The 15,246-nt window shown below is 72.6% G+C and carries 14 protein-coding genes; 12 read left to right on the forward strand and 2 right to left on the reverse strand.

Translation table 11 applies throughout. The features are described from left to right. The first annotated feature begins 149 nt into the window (after window positions 1-149). The 6 genes from ABZ635_RS23705 to ABZ635_RS23730 all read left to right on the forward strand — a co-directional run bounded on the left by ABZ635_RS23705 (window position 150) and on the right by ABZ635_RS23730 (window position 7,856). Window positions 150-3,275 (forward strand): Rne/Rng family ribonuclease, encoded by a 3,126-nt coding sequence (locus ABZ635_RS23705; protein ID WP_357769009.1) that lies wholly within the window; start codon window positions 150-152, stop codon window positions 3,273-3,275. Window positions 3,276-3,552: 277 nt separating this feature from the next. Beyond that, complete coding sequence (gene rplU, locus ABZ635_RS23710; RefSeq protein WP_017545212.1) at window positions 3,553-3,864, forward strand: 50S ribosomal protein L21; 312 nt, start codon at window positions 3,553-3,555, stop codon at window positions 3,862-3,864. Between the two features lie 13 nt (window positions 3,865-3,877). After that, on the forward strand, window positions 3,878-4,135 hold the full coding sequence (rpmA, locus tag ABZ635_RS23715) for a 50S ribosomal protein L27 (RefSeq protein WP_357769011.1): 258 nt from the start codon (window positions 3,878-3,880) through the stop codon (window positions 4,133-4,135). A gap of 132 nt (window positions 4,136-4,267) precedes the next feature. Beyond that, a complete protein-coding gene (gene obgE / locus ABZ635_RS23720; RefSeq protein WP_357769013.1) occupies window positions 4,268-5,632 on the forward strand; it encodes a GTPase ObgE in 1,365 nt (454 codons plus the stop codon). Window positions 5,633-5,728: 96 nt separating this feature from the next. Beyond that, a complete protein-coding gene (gene proB / locus ABZ635_RS23725; protein WP_357769015.1) occupies window positions 5,729-6,919 on the forward strand; it encodes a glutamate 5-kinase in 1,191 nt (396 codons plus the stop codon). A gap of 49 nt (window positions 6,920-6,968) precedes the next feature. Continuing rightward, the gene (locus ABZ635_RS23730; protein WP_357769017.1) at window positions 6,969-7,856 is read left to right on the forward strand and encodes an alpha/beta hydrolase; all 888 of its coding nucleotides are present in this window, start codon (window positions 6,969-6,971) and stop codon (window positions 7,854-7,856) included. Window positions 7,857-7,898: 42 nt separating this feature from the next. Here ABZ635_RS23730 and ABZ635_RS23735 read toward each other — a convergent pair whose 3' ends face one another. Together ABZ635_RS23735 and ABZ635_RS23740 are read right to left on the reverse strand one after the other, a co-directional pair. Continuing rightward, a complete protein-coding gene (locus ABZ635_RS23735; protein WP_357769019.1) occupies window positions 7,899-8,648 on the reverse strand; it encodes an SDR family oxidoreductase in 750 nt (249 codons plus the stop codon). Then, window positions 8,645-9,508, reverse strand: a complete 864-nt coding sequence (locus ABZ635_RS23740; RefSeq protein ID WP_357769021.1) for an SDR family NAD(P)-dependent oxidoreductase — start codon at window positions 9,506-9,508, stop codon at window positions 8,645-8,647. Before ABZ635_RS23740 ends, ABZ635_RS23735 begins: the two co-directional genes overlap by 4 nt. Before the next feature lie 333 nt (window positions 9,509-9,841). Between ABZ635_RS23740 and ABZ635_RS23745 the strand changes: the two genes are divergently transcribed. From ABZ635_RS23745 to ABZ635_RS23770, 6 genes are all read left to right on the forward strand, one after another. Next, a complete protein-coding gene (locus ABZ635_RS23745) occupies window positions 9,842-10,228 on the forward strand; it encodes a type II toxin-antitoxin system PemK/MazF family toxin (protein WP_357769033.1) in 387 nt (128 codons plus the stop codon). A gap of 164 nt (window positions 10,229-10,392) precedes the next feature. Continuing rightward, entirely contained in the window at window positions 10,393-11,667 is a 1,275-nt protein-coding gene (locus ABZ635_RS23750; RefSeq protein WP_357769023.1) for a glutamate-5-semialdehyde dehydrogenase, read from the forward strand. Window positions 11,668-11,962: 295 nt separating this feature from the next. Then, complete coding sequence (locus ABZ635_RS23755) at window positions 11,963-12,934, forward strand: hypothetical protein (RefSeq protein WP_357769025.1); 972 nt, start codon at window positions 11,963-11,965, stop codon at window positions 12,932-12,934. Window positions 12,935-13,118: 184 nt separating this feature from the next. Further along, complete coding sequence (locus tag ABZ635_RS23760; RefSeq protein ID WP_357769027.1) at window positions 13,119-13,883, forward strand: SDR family oxidoreductase; 765 nt, start codon at window positions 13,119-13,121, stop codon at window positions 13,881-13,883. After that, window positions 13,880-14,707: an enoyl-CoA hydratase family protein gene (locus ABZ635_RS23765; protein ID WP_357769029.1), complete on the forward strand. Its 828-nt coding sequence runs from the start codon at window positions 13,880-13,882 to the stop codon at window positions 14,705-14,707. Before ABZ635_RS23760 ends, ABZ635_RS23765 begins: the two co-directional genes overlap by 4 nt. A 23-nt stretch (window positions 14,708-14,730) precedes the next feature. Beyond that, window positions 14,731-15,156 (forward strand): RidA family protein, encoded by a 426-nt coding sequence (locus ABZ635_RS23770; protein WP_357769035.1) that lies wholly within the window; start codon window positions 14,731-14,733, stop codon window positions 15,154-15,156. Window positions 15,157-15,246: the final 90 nt, after the last annotated feature.

Raw genomic sequence — 15,246 nt, forward strand, 5'->3', positions numbered from 1 at the left:
GCGGGGAAACATGGGCGAACCACAGGACTTTGCCCCGACGGCACACCTGGTGCCGTCGGCGCTGACACAGCGACGACAGCTCTCGCGAGCCGCCCCGCCGACCGATGAGGTCGAGGTGCGCCCGAGCGCTTTGACGGGAGACCGCCCGGATGCTCGACAACGAGCCCAACAACGGTGCCGAAGGCGCCGCGGGTACAACTGAAACAACCAAGAACACGGCGGCGGCGCCCCCGGAGGGGGACGGCGCGGTGCGGGTGACCACTCCCGCTCCGGCCAAGGGCGCTCGCCGCGCTGCGGGACCACCCCCCGAACCCGACGACGTCTTCTCCGCGCCCACCACGCCGGTCACCAAGCTGGCGGGCACCGGTGAGGTCGGCACCGTGAACACCTCGGTGACCGCCTCCGCCACGCGCAGGCGTACCGTGCGCGCCGCGGGCAGGCCCAACGACGCCCCCGAGGCCGCACCGCAGCGCCGGGGCCGTGGCCGCGCGACCGCGGAGGCGGCGCCGGAGAGCAGCGGGGCCGCCGACGCTCCGGTCGAGGCCGGGAGCGACACCGGCACCGGGGAGAACGGTCGCGGCCGTGCGCGCGGCCGGAGCCGCACCCGCTCCGCCCGGTCCGGGGCCCCCGCCCCGGAGACCGTCGACCAGCCCGCGGAGGAGGCCGAGGAGAACGTCGCCGACACCGGCGGCGCCGTCTTCCAGCCGCCCGGCGGGATGCTCTTCCAGCCCCCCGTCGCCAGCGCTCCCGCCCGGACCCGCCCCAAGGCCGAACCGGTCGTCGAGGCCGACGAGGACGAGGACGACACCGAGGACGCGACCGCCGAGGCCCCCGCCGAGGAGACCGGTACCGACGAGCGTCCCAGCCGCCGGCGTCGTCGCCGGGGCGGACGCGGACGCGGACGCTCGCGGGGCGGCGAGGACGCCGACACCGACGACGCCCGCGGCGACTCCGCCGGACCCGAGGACACCGCCGACCGGGGCGCTGACGACCGCTCCGCCGCCGACGAGGACGGCGCGGAGGACGAGTCCGGGGACGACGCGGCCGAGGGTGAGCGCGGTGGCAGCCGTCGCCGCCGTCGCCGTCGCCGCCGTTCGGGCTCCGGCGGCGAGGGCACCCACGACGACCCGCCCAACACCGTGGTCAAGGTGCGCGAGCCGCGTCAGGAACGGCCGATCGAGAACGAGGTCCAGGCGGTTCGGGGCTCCACCCGTCTGGAGGCCAAGAAGCAGCGCCGCCGCGAGGGGCGCGAGCAGGGCCGGCGCCGCGCGCCGATCGTCACCGAGTCGGAGTTCCTGGCCCGCCGCGAGGCGGTCAAGCGCGACCTGATCGTGCGCCGGACCGGCGACCGCACCCAGATCGCCGTCCTCGAGGACGACATCCTGGTCGAGCACTACGTGGACCGGGCCACGCACCGCTCCTACGTGGGCAACGTGTACCTGGGCCGGGTCCAGAACGTCCTGCCGTCGATGGAGGCCGCCTTCGTCGACATCGGCAAGGGCCGCAACGCCGTGCTGTACGCGGGCGAGGTCAACTGGGACTCCTTCGGCCTGGACGGCCAGCCCAAGCGCATCGAGTCGGTGCTCAAGTCCGGCCAGTCGGTCCTGGTGCAGGTCACCAAGGACCCGGTCGGCCACAAGGGCGCCCGCCTGACCAGCCAGATCAGCCTGCCCGGCCGCTACCTGGTGTACGTGCCCGGCGGGTCGATGACCGGCATCAGCCGCAAGCTCCCGGACAAGGAGCGCGCGCGCCTGAAGACCATCCTCAAGAAGGTGATGCCCTCCGGCGCCGGCGTGATCGTGCGCACCGCCGCCGAGGGCGCCAGCGAGGAGGAGCTGGAGCGCGACATCACGCGTCTGGCCAAGCAGTGGGACTCGATCAAGCGCAAGTCCAAGTCGGCCAACGCCCCGTCCCTGCTCAACAGCGAGCCGGACCTGACGGTGCGCGTGGTGCGCGACGTCTTCAACGAGGACTTCTCCAGCCTGGTCGTCTCCGGGGAGGAGGCCTGGACCACCGTCCACGAGTACGTGGACTACGTGGCGCCCAACCTCTCCGAGCGGCTCTCGCACTGGGGAGAGGACCGCGACGTCTTCTCCGCCTACCGGATCGACGAGCAGATCAACAAGGCGCTGGAGCGCAAGGTCTGGCTGCCCAGCGGCGGCTCGCTGATCATCGACCGCACCGAGGCCATGACCGTGGTCGACGTCAACACCGGCAAGTTCACCGGTCAGGGCGGCAACCTCGAAGAGACGGTCACCAAGAACAACCTGGAGGCGGCCGAGGAGATCGTCCGCCAGCTGCGCCTGCGCGACATCGGCGGCATCATCGTCATCGACTTCATCGACATGGTGCTGGAGTCCAACCGCGACCTGGTGCTGCGCCGCATGCTGGAGTGCCTCTCCCGGGACCGGACCAAGCACCAGGTGGCCGAGGTCACCTCGCTGGGTCTGGTGCAGATGACCCGCAAGCGGGTCGGCCAGGGGCTGCTCGAGGCCTTCTCGCACACCTGCGACCACTGCAACGGCCGTGGCCTCCTGCTCTCCAGCGACCCGGTGGAGAACAAGGGCGGCGGCGGTGGCGGCACCGGCGGGCGCAAGAAGAAGAAGGGCAAGGGCGAGGCCGACGCCTCCGGCGACAAGGACGCCTCCGCCAAGGCCGACCGCCAGGACGGCGACGACCGGCCCGTGAGCGCCGAGGACACCGCCGACCAGCCCGTCGAGCAGACGGAGGGGTCCGGCGGGGCCGAGAAGCCGGAGAAGTCCGAGAAGCCCGCCAAGAGGAGCCGTGGCCGCAGGGCCGCGGAGCCGGCGTCCGCCGAGGCCGACCAGCCCGAGCCCGTCGCGGTCGAGGAGGCCGCGCCGGAGTCCGAGCGGGTCCCCGAGGCCGAGCAGGCCGCACCAGCGAAGAAGACGCGTAAGCGCTCCTCCCGCGCGAAGAAGGCCACGGAGCCCGCCCAGGCCCCGGAGGGTGCCGCCCAGGAGGCGGAGCCCGCCCAGGAGGCCGCTGAGGCCCCCGCCGCCGAGGAGGCCCCGGCCAAGAAGACCCGTCGGCGCACCACCACCCGCAAGACGGCCCCGGCCGACAGCGGTGAGGGTGAGCGGACGAAGGCGAACGGTGCCGAGCAGGACTCGGACACCGACGCCACCGAGACACCCGCCTCCGCGGACGGTGACGCCGACGGCGCCACCGAACGGCCCAAGCGCCGCCGTACGCGGCGGACCAAGGCTGCGGCGACCTCGCAGACCAGTGAGAGCACCGCGGTCGACGTGGGCTGACCAGCGGTTCAGGCGGGAAGACAGCCTGGCCCGGAACCGGTCACGACCGGTTCCGGGCCAGGGCACGTGTGCGGGCCTGTGTCGGGTCGGTGGTAATCTGATGGACGGTGCGTCGGCGCGCCCCAAATGTTCGCGCGCCCCGAGACCGCAGTGCTCTCCACCAAGGGGTTTGTTTCCCTCAGATCCCCGCGCCCCGCTACAGGCGATTCGTGGATCGTGGCATCACGGTCATGAGTGAGCGCATTATTCGTTGAGCGAGCAGGAAGAGAGTTACCCGGTGTACGCGATCGTGCGAGCGGGCGGCCGACAGGAGAAGGTGTCTGTCGATGACGTCCTGAACATCGACAGGGTCTCCGACGAGACCGGCGCCACCCTGACGTGGCAGCCCATCCTTGTGGTCGACGGTGACAACGTCATCAGCGAGGCCGACAAGCTGAGCGGCTACACGGTCACCGCCGAGGTCCTCGGCGAGACCAAGGGCCCCAAGATCAACATCCTGAAGTACAAGAACAAGACCGGTTACAAGAAGCGCCAGGGACACCGCCAGAAGCACACCCAGGTGCGCGTCACCGGCATCGCGGCGAAGTAGGAGGCCTGGAGACATGGCAAGCAAGAAGGGCGCTTCTTCCAGCAAGAACGGTCGTGATTCGAACGCCAAGCGCCTCGGCGTGAAGCGCTTCGGCGGTCAGACCGTCTCTGCCGGCGAGATCCTCATCCGTCAGCGCGGCACCAGGTTCCACCCCGGTGCCAACGTGGGCCGCGGAGGCGACGACACGCTGTTCGCCCTGGTCGACGGTGAGGTCAAGTTCGGTAACTTCCGCGGCCGCAAGGCCGTGAACATCGTCCCTGCCGCGGTCTAGGCCGCGCCGGAACGGCGATTCTTCGGGGCGGGCCAGGGAACACTGGCCCGCCCTTCGCGTTGTCACTGGTGACACGCGTGGAGTACCGGTTCCCTCCGGGTGGTGGGGACCGCATGAGTAACGGGGAGAGCTATGCCTGACTTCGTCGACGAGGCGGTCTTGCACGTCAAGGCCGGGAACGGCGGGCATGGCTGTGCCTCCGTGCACCGTGAGAAGTTCAAGCCGCTGGGCGGCCCGGACGGCGGCAACGGCGGGCAGGGCGGCGACGTCGTCCTGGAGGTCGACACCCAGAGCGCGACCCTGCTGGACTACCAGCGCCGCCCGCACCGCGACGCCCAGAACGGCACCCCCGGCCAGGGCGGCCACCGGGCCGGGGCCAAGGGCCAGGACCTGGTCCTGACCGTCCCCGACGGCACGGTGGTCACCCGGATGAACGGCGAGGTCATCGCCGACCTGGTCGGCCACGGCACCCGCCTGGTCCTGGCCCAGGGCGGCAGCGGCGGCCTGGGCAACGCCGCGCTGGCCTCCAAGAAGCGCAAGGCCCCCGGCTTCGCCCTCAAGGGCGAGGAGGGCGAGGCCTTCGACGTCCGCCTGGAGATGAAGACCATCGCCGACGTCGGCCTGGTGGGCTTCCCCAGCGCCGGGAAGTCGTCGCTGATCGCGGCGATGTCGGCGGCCCGGCCCAAGATCGCCGATTACCCGTTCACCACCCTCGTCCCCAACCTGGGCGTGGTCGAGGCGGGCTCCACCCAGTACGTCATCGCCGACGTGCCCGGACTGATCCCCGGCGCGAGCGCGGGCAAGGGCCTGGGCCTGGAGTTCCTGCGCCACATCGAGCGCTGCTCCACCCTGCTGCACGTGCTGGACTGCGCCACCTACGAGCCGGGCCGCGACCCGGTGAGCGATCTGGACGCCCTGGAGGCGGAGCTGTCCGCGTACGGCGAGCAGGCCGGGGTGGACCTGTCCGACCGTCCGCGCATCGTCGCCCTGAACAAGGTCGACGTGCCCGAGGCCCGCGACCTCGCCGACATGGTCACCCCCATGCTGGAGGAGCGCGGCTACCGGGTGATGGAGGTCTCGGCCGCCTCCCGCGAGGGGCTCCGGGAACTCTCCTTCGCGCTGGGCGAGCAGGTGGCGCAGGCCCGCCGGAGCGCCCCGGTCGAGGAGCCCACCCGCATCGTCCTGCGTCCCAAGATGATCGGTGACGTCCCCTTCGAGGTCGTGCCGCTCGGGAACAACTCCTTCCAGGTGCGCGGCGACAAGCCCGCCCGGTGGGTGCGCCAGACCGACTTCTCCAACGACGAGGCCGTCGGCTACCTGGCCGAGCGCCTCAACCGCCTCGGTATCGAGGACGCGCTGGCCAAGGCCGGGGCCGTCCAGGGAGCCGAGGTGCAGATCGGCACCGACGAGGACGCCGTGGTCTTCGACTGGGACAACTCGCTGGACGCCGAGGCCGTCCCGTCCGGCCCGCGCGGGTCCGACGCCCGGCTGGGCTGAACCGCGCGGGGACCGACCGCTCCACACCAGCCGAACCCAGACAAGGTACGAGCACGGCGCTCGGCAGGGCGCCGTGCCACGGATGGAAAGCCCCTCGTGGTGCACAGCGCAGACACCCAGTACAACACCGGCCGGCGGGCCGGGCGGAGCGACGTCGACGCCCTGGAGGCGGCCGGACGGTCGGCGGTCGCCGGAGCCCGCCGGGTCGTGGTCAAGGTGGGGTCCTCCTCACTGACCACCCCGGACGGTCTGATCGACTCCGGTCGTATCCGGGACCTGGTCGAGGTCCTGGCCGACCGGCGGGCCCTCGGGCAGGAGGTCATCCTGGTCTCCTCCGGCGCGGTCGCCGCCGGGATGACGCCGCTCGGTATGGCCCGCCGCCCGCACGACCTGGCCTCGCAGCAGGCGGCCGCGAGCGTGGGCCAGGGCCTGCTCGTGGCCTCCTACGCCGCGGAGCTGGCCGGGCACGGGCTGACCGCCGCCCAGGTCCTGCTCACGGTGGAGGACATGATGCGGCGGGTGCAGCACCGCAACGCCCAGCGCACCCTGCGCCGACTCCTGGACATCGGCGCCCTGCCGATCGTCAACGAGAACGACACGGTGGCCACCCACGAGATCCGGTTCGGCGACAACGACCGCCTCGCCGCCCTGGTGGCGCACCTGATGCGGGCCGACGCCCTGGTCCTGCTGTCGGACGTCGACGCGCTCTACGACGGCAACCCGGCGGACGAGGGGACCTCGGTGGTGCACCTCGTGCGCGGCCGGGCCGACCTGGACGGGATCGACATCGGGAGCGCGGGCAGGCGGGGTGTGGGCACCGGCGGGATGGTCACCAAGGTGGACTCCGCGCGGATCGCCACCGAGGCCGGGGTGCCCACCCTGCTGACCTCGGCCGCCAACGCCCGGGCTGCGCTGTCCGGCGAGCGGGTGGGGACGTTCTTCGCCCCCGCCGACGGCCGACGCCCCTCCGCCCGCCAGCTGTGGCTGGCCCACGCCACTGCGGGCCGGGGGAGCCTGATCCTGGACCCGGGCGCGGTGAGGGCGGTGGTGCGGGAGAAGGCGTCGCTGCTGCCCGCAGGGGTGGTCAGGGTCCAGGGGGACTTCAGCGCGGGCGACCCGGTGGACCTGCGCGACGAGCAGGGGGCGGTGGTGGCCCGGGGGCTGGTCAACTACGACGCCGCCGAGGTCCCCGACCTCATGGGCCGATCCACCCGGTGGCTGGCGCGGGAGATGGGCCCCTCCTACGAGCGCGAGCTCGTGCACCGCGACGACCTCGTGGTGCTCTGACGGACCCGACCGGGGCCGCTGACGGGACGTACCGAGGAGGGTGGCACGCGTGGCGAGTCTGGTGACGCACCTGGCGGCGCTGGCCCTGAGGGTCCTGCGCAAGCCGACCCTGGAGTCGGCGGCGGACACCCGCGCGTGGCTCCACGGGCCCAAGGAGGACGCCGACCCTCCGCACTGGCTCACCGCGCGGCACTGGGTGAACCGTCGGGTGACCGGCGGCTTCCCCGTGTACACGGTGCGCCCCCGCGTCGGTACGGCGCCGGAGAGGGCCGTGCTCTACCTGCACGGAGGCACCTACGTGAGCGAGGTCTCCGCGTGGCACTGGGTACTGGTCTCCCGGATGGCCGACGCGGGCTGCCGCGTGGAGGTACCCGTCTACGGCCTGGCCCCCGAGTACACCTACCGCGAGGCCTTCCCGTTCGTGACCGCTGTCTACCGCGAGCTCCTGGCGGACGTGTCACCCGGGCGCACCCTGGTCGCGGGCGACTCCGCCGGGGGAGGGCTCGCGCTGGCCCTCACCCAGACGCTGACCGGGGCCGGTCTGCCCGTTCCGGCACGTCTGGTGCTGATCTCCCCCTGGACCGACCTGACGATGTCCAACCCCGACATCGCGGAGGTCGAGGGGTCCGACCCCTGGCTGGCCCCCGCCGGGATGCTGGAGGCCGCGGCCGAGTGGGCGGACGGCGACGACCTCACCGACCCCCGGCTCAGCCCGCTGTACGGGCCGATGGCCGGGCTGCCGCCCGTGGACCTGTACATCGGCACCCGCGACCTGCTCCTGCCGGACACCCGGCTCCTGCGCGACCGGGTCCGCGCGGCCGGGGGGACGGTGGAGTTCCACGAGGAGGAGGGCGCCTTCCACATCCACCCGCTGGTGCCCGTCCCGGAGGGCGGGCACGCCCGCGAGCGCATCATGCGGACCGTGCGGGAGCTCTGAGGCGGCCGCCCCGGAACCCCCGGCGCTCGGGTGCGGTCGGACTCAGGTGAGCCTGGTGACCACGGACAGGGGCAGCCGTTTCATGAGGAAGCCGATCGGCACCCACGGCCACGCGGGTACGTAGGCGCTCACCCGGCGCCGCTCGATGGCGGCCACCATGGACCTGACCCCCGGCTCGGTGTCGACCATGAACCGGGTCCGCTGTGTGACGTGTTCGTTCATCTCCGAACGGATGTAGCCGGGGTGGACCACCGAGACGTCCAGGCCCGGCACCCGCTCGGCGCGCAGCCCCTCCGCGATCGCGCTCACCCCGGCCTTGGTGGCCGCGTAGACGGTCATGGCCCGGCGCATGCCGCGCAGAGCCGACATGGAGGAGACCAGGACGAGGTGGCCGCGCCCCTGCGCGCGGAAGATCTCCATGGCGGCGTCGGCCTGGGCCAGGGCCCCGACGAAGTTGGTCATGGCGGTCCGCCGGTTGGCGTCGTGGCGCCCGGTGCCCAGGGCAGCGCCCTTGCCCAGCCCGGCGTTGACGATCACCCGGTCCACCGTGCCGAACTCGTCCGCGATCTCCCCGAAGACCCGGAACACCGCGTCGTCGTCGGTGACGTCCAGGGCCCTCAGGACCACGCGGCGCCCGGGATGGGCGGAGATGATCCCGTCCCGAAGCTCCTCCATCGGTGCGGTGCGCCGGGCGCACAGTCCGAGGTCGTAGCCGAGGGCGGCGAACTGGCGCGCCATCTCGGCGCCCAGCCCGGCCGAGGCCCCGGTGATGATGATGGTTCCCTTGCTCATGCGCGGTTCTCCGTGGGGTGGTCCGCCGTGGGGGAGGCGGGATCGACGCGGCGGCGGACGCCCTCGGCGACCCGCCGCATGGCCAGGTCGTACAGGGGCCGCAGCCACCGTTTGGCGCGGAGGGCGGTCCGTCCCGCCCGGTCGGTGAGGATGACGGGCCGACGCCGGTCCACACCCCGCAGTACCCGCGCGGCGACCTCCTCGGCGGACAGCCTCGACCCGTCGATCAGCCGGGTCGCCGACGCCTCCACCTCGGGGTCGCTGCCGCTGAGGGAGGAGGCCAGTCCCGTACGGAAGAACGACGGGCAGACCACCGAGGTGGTGACGCCGTAGGGTGCGAGCTCGTGCCGGAGGGTCTCGCTGAGCGCGACCACGGCCGCCTTGACCGCGTTGTAGGAACTCATCACCGGAGGGTGCACGAGCCCGGCCATGGAGGCCACGTTGACGAAGTGCCCCGACCCCTGCCCCTTGAAGAGCGGGGCGAAGGTCCGGCAGCCCCGGACCACGCCGAACAGGTTGACGTCGGTGATCGATCGCCAGTCGTCGAGAGTGAGGACGTCGATCCGACCTCCCGCCGCGATCCCGGCGTTGTTGACCAGGACGTCCAGGCCGCCCCAGAGGTCCTCGACACGGGTGAGGGCGTTCTCCCAGTCGTGGTCGGAGGTGACGTCCAGGCGCAGGTAGGCCACGCCCGGAGGGAGCGCGTCGGGCGCGTGTTCGGCCAGGTCGGTGGCGATCACCCGGTCACCGCGCGCGGCGAACCGGCGGACCAGGGCGGCCCCCAGCCCGGAGGCGCCGCCGGTGACCAGGACGCGTCGGCCCGAGCCGCCGCCGGGAGTGCCGTTCGAGGGGGCGCTCACCGCGGGACCGGAGGAGAGGAACCGTGGACGGGGGGCAGGGGTGCGGAGTGCATGCGGTCGACACTACGGCCCGGCCTCGCGGAGCCCCGAGGCGCCCCTCGGCGCCCACCGCCTTCCGCCCACCGTCCGTGCCCGGTCCGTCGACGCACGGTGCGGAGCGGCCGAACGGGTCCTAGGATGCGGTGCGTGAGCCAACACACGACACAACAAGGAAACCAGCGCCGGGGCGAGACCCCCGGGCGCGACGGCACCGACCGGCGCGCGGAGGCGGCTCCGCGACGCGGTCTCCAACAGGGCACGGAGGCCCACCCGCAGGAGGGCGCCGTCCGGGAGGTGCCCACCGGGCGCAACGCCACCCGACTCGTCTACGCCCCGGAGCGCGACGGCCTCGCCGACGCGGGCGAGGTCGTGTGGACCTGGGTGCCCTACCAAGAGGACCCCGCCCAGGGCAAGGACCGCCCCCTGCTCGTGGTCGGCCGCCGGGGCGAGCGCCTGCACGGCCTCATGCTCTCCTCCCAGGTGCCGGACGAGCGCGAACGCCAGGACTGGCTGCCGATCGGCGCGGGCGCCTGGGACCGGGAGGGCCGCGACTCCTTCGTACGGGTCGACCGCCTCTTCGAGTTCGACGAGGCGTCGATCCGCAGGGAGGCCGCCGTGATGGACGAGGAGTTGTTCTGGCGGGTCGCGGCGGTCCTGCGGGAACGCTACGGCTGGACCTGAGCGGTATCGGGAGGCGGCGTCCCACCCTGTGGACAACTCCGTGTGCGCGGCGGCGCGGCGCTATACGCTGAGGGGGATTCCGCTGGTCCGGTGCCCTACGAAGGGGTGGGTCCACCGGCCCGGGCGGCCTCCCGAGCAAGGAAGCCCTGACAAGGATGACTGCCATGAGTGACATCGAGCGCGCGGTCCACGCGGTCGCCGAACGCGCCAGGGAAGCGGCGGCCGAGCTCGCCCCGCTGAGCCGCGCGGTGAAGGACGGCGCCCTGCTGGCCATCGCCGACGCCCTGGTCAAGCGGGCGGACGAGATCACCGCCGCCAACGCCGAGGACGTCGAACGGGCCCGCAGGGACGGTACGAGCGCTGCCATGGTCGACCGGCTCACCCTGACCCCGGCGCGGGTCGAGGCCATCGCCGAGGCGGTCCGCGAGGTCGTCGAGCTGCCGGACCCGGTGGGGGAGTCGGTGCGCGGCGGTGTCCTGCCCAACGGCCTGGACCTTCGGCAGATCCGGGTCCCGCTCGGTGTCATCGGCATCATCTACGAGGGACGCCCCAACGTCACCGCCGACGCCGCGGCCCTGTGTCTCAAGAGCGGCAACGCCGCACTGCTGCGCGGTTCCTCCTCCGCCTACCACTCCAACACCGCCATCATCGGCGTGCTGCGCGACGCCCTGGAGGGCACCGGGGTGCCGGTCGACGCCGTCCAGATGGTGCCGGGCCGCACCCGGGAGTCCTCCACGGCCCTGATGCGGGCCCGTGGCCTCGTCGACGTGCTCATCCCGCGCGGCGGCGGCTCGCTCATCCAGGCGGTGGTCCGCGACTCGACGGTCCCCGTCATCGAGACCGGCGAGGGCCTGTGCCACGTGTACGTGGACGCCGACGCCGACCTGGACAAGGCGGTGGCCATCGCCACCAACGCCAAGGCCCAGCGGTGCTCGGTGTGCAACTCCGCCGAGACGCTGCTGGTGCACGAGGCGGTCGCCGACGCGTTCCTGCCCCGGGTCCTCGCCTCCCTGGCCGAGGCCGGGGTGACCGTGCACGCGGACGCGCGGGTCCTCGCGGTGGCCGCCGCCCACCCGACCGGCGCCACGGTGGTCGAGGCCACCGAGGAGGACTGGGCGACCGAGTACCTGTCCCTGGACCTGGCCGTCCGGGTGGTGCCGGACGTCGACGCCGCCCTCGCGCACATCAGGCGCTACTCCACCCAGCACACCGAGGCGATCGTCACCGACTCGCTCAGCACCTCGCGGTACTTCGTGAGCCGGGTGGACTCGGCGGCCGTGATGGTCAACGCCTCCACGCGCTTCACGGACGGCGGCGAGTTCGGCTTCGGCGCGGAGATCGGTATCTCCACCCAGAAACTGCACGCAAGAGGGCCGATGGGGCTCACGGAGATGACCTCCACCAAGTACGTGGTCACCGGCGACGGCCATCTGAAGTAGGTACCGGACCTCGGGGCGCACGCCCCTCGGGCCGCTCGGGACACCGGGCGGCCCACTTCCGTTCCCGGCACATGGAGCACGCGCTCACCAGGGGGTTTCCCACGCCCCAGAGGTAACCGAGGTCACAGAGATCGTTCTTCTGGTGGAAACCTGGACAGAGGCGAATCTTCTCCTGCAAGTATTCCCAAAGCGCTGTGGGCTCGGTACTTTCTCTGTGGTGTCCACACGGCGCTCTTCCCGCACCCTCCTCAGGAGCGTCGGACCCCACCGGTCACGACGAAAGGAATTCCCCCGCATGAAGCTCGGGAGCAAGATCGCTGCGTCCACCGCCACCGCGGCCCTGGCCATCGGCGGCGTCACCCTCATGGCCGCCCCCGCCCAGGCGGACCTGGTCACTCTCTGCTCGGGGCACGGTGGCGCGGTCACCCTGCCCACTGATCTCAAGGTTCCGGCCGGTGCGAGCTGCTTCCTTGACGGCACCGTCATCCAGGGCAAGGTCACCGTCGAGGGCGACGCCAACCTGCACATCATCGGTGGCCAGATCGACGGCACCGTGACCGTCTCCAACGGCGGCTACTTCGACGCGTCGGACACCGAGGTCGGCGGCGACGTCGTCAACACGGGCTCCTACGGCACCTACCTCGAGGACGGCACCTCGGTCTCCGGTCTGAGCGCCGCGGCCGCCGAGGGCGCCGACAACGACGGCTTCGTCTTCGTGGTCGACTCCTCTGCCTCCTCCGTCAGCGCCAGTGTCGGTGAGGTCTACGTGAGCGGCTCGCGCCTGGGCGGCGTGAGCGCCGAGGGCGTCGAGTACGTGGACATCTTCGACAGCGTCGTCCGCGGCGACCTGTCCGTCACCGACGCGGGCTCCGGCGGCGTCCTGGTCGACAGCGAGGTCATCGGTGACGCGACCTACACCGGCGGCAACGGCCCGGTGGCCGTGGGCGCCGGCGCCACCGAGGGCTTCGCCAGCTCGCTCAACTACATCGACGGCGACCTGACGGTCACCGGCGTCAGCGGTGGCGTGTACATCGACAACAACATCGTGGGCGGCACCCTGACCGCCTCCGACAACAGCCCGACCGCGCAGGTCGGCGACAACAACCGCGTGCGCGGCGGCATCGTCACCCAGGAGGTCGCGCTGCGCGCGCTGGCCGCCGAGGTGACCGCCGAGATCGAGGCGCACGAGGCCGAGCTGGTCGAGACGGTGGAGGAGCAGCGCGCCCAGACCATCGAGGACGCCCTCGAGGCCGGTCCCGCCTTCTAGCCCGCCCGGCCCCCGTGGCCGCACCGGTCCGCCCCTCGCGGCGCCGACGACCCCCGTGTCGTCGGCGCCGTCCCGTTGGGGTCGCCCTCCCCACCCAAGACACCTTCCGTTCCTTCTGTCCCATACACACCAGTCTTATGTCGGAACAGTGACGACGGTCACGGTCCGGTGATACATTCCGGGCATGGCTGACTCCGAACGGCGTGTCGTGGTCTCCGGTGGCTCCGGCGGTATCGGGCGGGCCGTCGTCTTCGCGTTGGCGAACGCCGGTGACGAGGTGGTCGCCCTCGGGCGCGACTCCGGGCGGCTCGCCGCCATGGAACGCCGCGCCCGCGCGCACGGTCTGCACGTCACCGCCCGGGTCTGCGACGTCACCGACGAACGGGCCGTGGAGTCCCTCGCGGACGGACTGGGGCCGGTGACCGTCCTGGTCAACAACGCGGGCACGGCACGGAGCGCACCCCTGCGGCGCACCGGCCTCGACCTGTGGGAGGACCACCTGCGCGCCAACGCCACCTCCGCCTTCCTCCTCACCCGGGCGATCCTCCCCGGAATGCTCGAACGCGATCGCGGCCGGATCGTCTTCGTCGCCTCCACCGCGGCGCACACCGGCTCCCGCTACACCGCCGCCTACGCCGCCTCCAAGCACGCGATGCTCGGCCTGGCCCGGTCGGTGGCCGCCGAGGTCGCGGGCACCGGGGTCACCAGCAACGCGGTCTGCCCCTCCTTCGTCCGCACCCCCATGACCGAGCGCTCCGTGGCCCGCATCGCCGAACACACCGGTCGCGGGCTCGCGGAGGCCGAGGCGGCACTGGCCACGGCCGGGCCCCTGGGGCGGCTCATCGAACCCGAGGAGGTGGCGGCCGCCGTCACCTACCTGGCGAGCCCCCTGGCCGGGGCGGTCAACGGCCAGTCACTGACCATCGACGGCGGAGGTATCCAACGATGAGCCCCTTCCGGGCGTCCGCGCCCCTGACCGAGGACTGGCGCCACTTCGGGTTCGGCCGCGAGAACGGGGTGGCCACGGTGACCCTCGACCGGCCGGACCGGCTCAACGCGCTGACCTTCGAGGCCTACGCGGACCTGCGCGACCTGGTCACCGAACTCCCGCACCGGGGCGACACCCGGGTCCTGGTCCTGCGCGGCGCGGGCCGGGGGTTCTGCTCGGGCGGAGACGTCGACGAGATCATCGGCCGCACCCTGGAGATGGACCCCGACGACCTGCTGGCCTTCACCCGGATGACGGGTGAGGTGGTCCGTGCCCTGCGCGAGTGCCCGGTGCCGGTGATCGCGGGGGTACACGGGATCGCCGCCGGGGCGGGCTCAGTGCTGGCCCTGGCCGCCGACTTCCGTGTGGTGGCCCGCTCCGCCCGCTTCGCCTTCCTGTTCACGAAGGTGGGGCTGTCCGGCGCGGACATGGGCGCCGCCTACCTGCTCCCGCGCATGGTGGGCCTGGGGAACGCGACGAAGATCCTCATGCTCGGCGACACCCTCGACTCGGCCGAGGCCGACCGCTACGGGCTGGTCAGCCAGCTGGTCGAGGACGACGCCCTCGACGAAGCGGTCGACCGGCTGGCCACCCGGCTCTCCGAGGGGCCCGCCTTCGGGTACGCGCAGACCAAGGCACTGCTCTCCCGGGAGCTCGACATGGGCCTGTCCGGGGCGATCGAGCTGGAGGCCATGACCCAGGCGCTCCTGATGAAGAGCGCCGACTACGCCGAGTTCCACGCCGCCTTCACCGGCCGCCGGGACCCCGAGTGGAAGGGGCGCTAGTGGAGACCGACCACCCCGGAGCCATGCCGCTGCCCGCCAGCCCGCACACGCTCGTCAACCCGCCCGAACTCGGACCCACCCCCGGCTTCTCGCACGCGGTGGTACCCGCTCCGGGACGCACCGTCCACCTGTCGGGGCAGATCGGCTCCGGGCCGGACGGCGCCCTGGCGGCCGGGCCGCTGCCGGACCAGTTCGGGGTGGCGCTGGCCAATGTCGTCACCGCGCTGCGGGCCTGCGGGGGCGCCCCCGAACACCTGGTGAGCCTGACCATCTACACCACCGACGTCCCCGGCTACCGGGCGGCGACCCGCGAGATCGGCCGCGCCTACCGCGCCCACCTGGGCCGGCACTATCCGGCCATGGCACTGCTCGGAGTGGTGGAGTTGTTCGAGCCGGACGCCCTGGTCGAACTGGTCGGCGTCGCCGTGGTCCCCGGCCCGGTCGCCTAGATGAGTGATTCCAAGGGGTCAGTGATCGTAAGCGGTCAATGAGCGTAGGACCGGCTGGCCGGTGCGGTCGTTGTGCCAGACCACGGCGGT

Origin of the sequence: Nocardiopsis sp. NPDC007018, from assembly GCF_040635075.1 — a bacterium.
Taxonomy (GTDB): domain Bacteria; phylum Actinomycetota; class Actinomycetes; order Streptosporangiales; family Streptosporangiaceae; genus Nocardiopsis.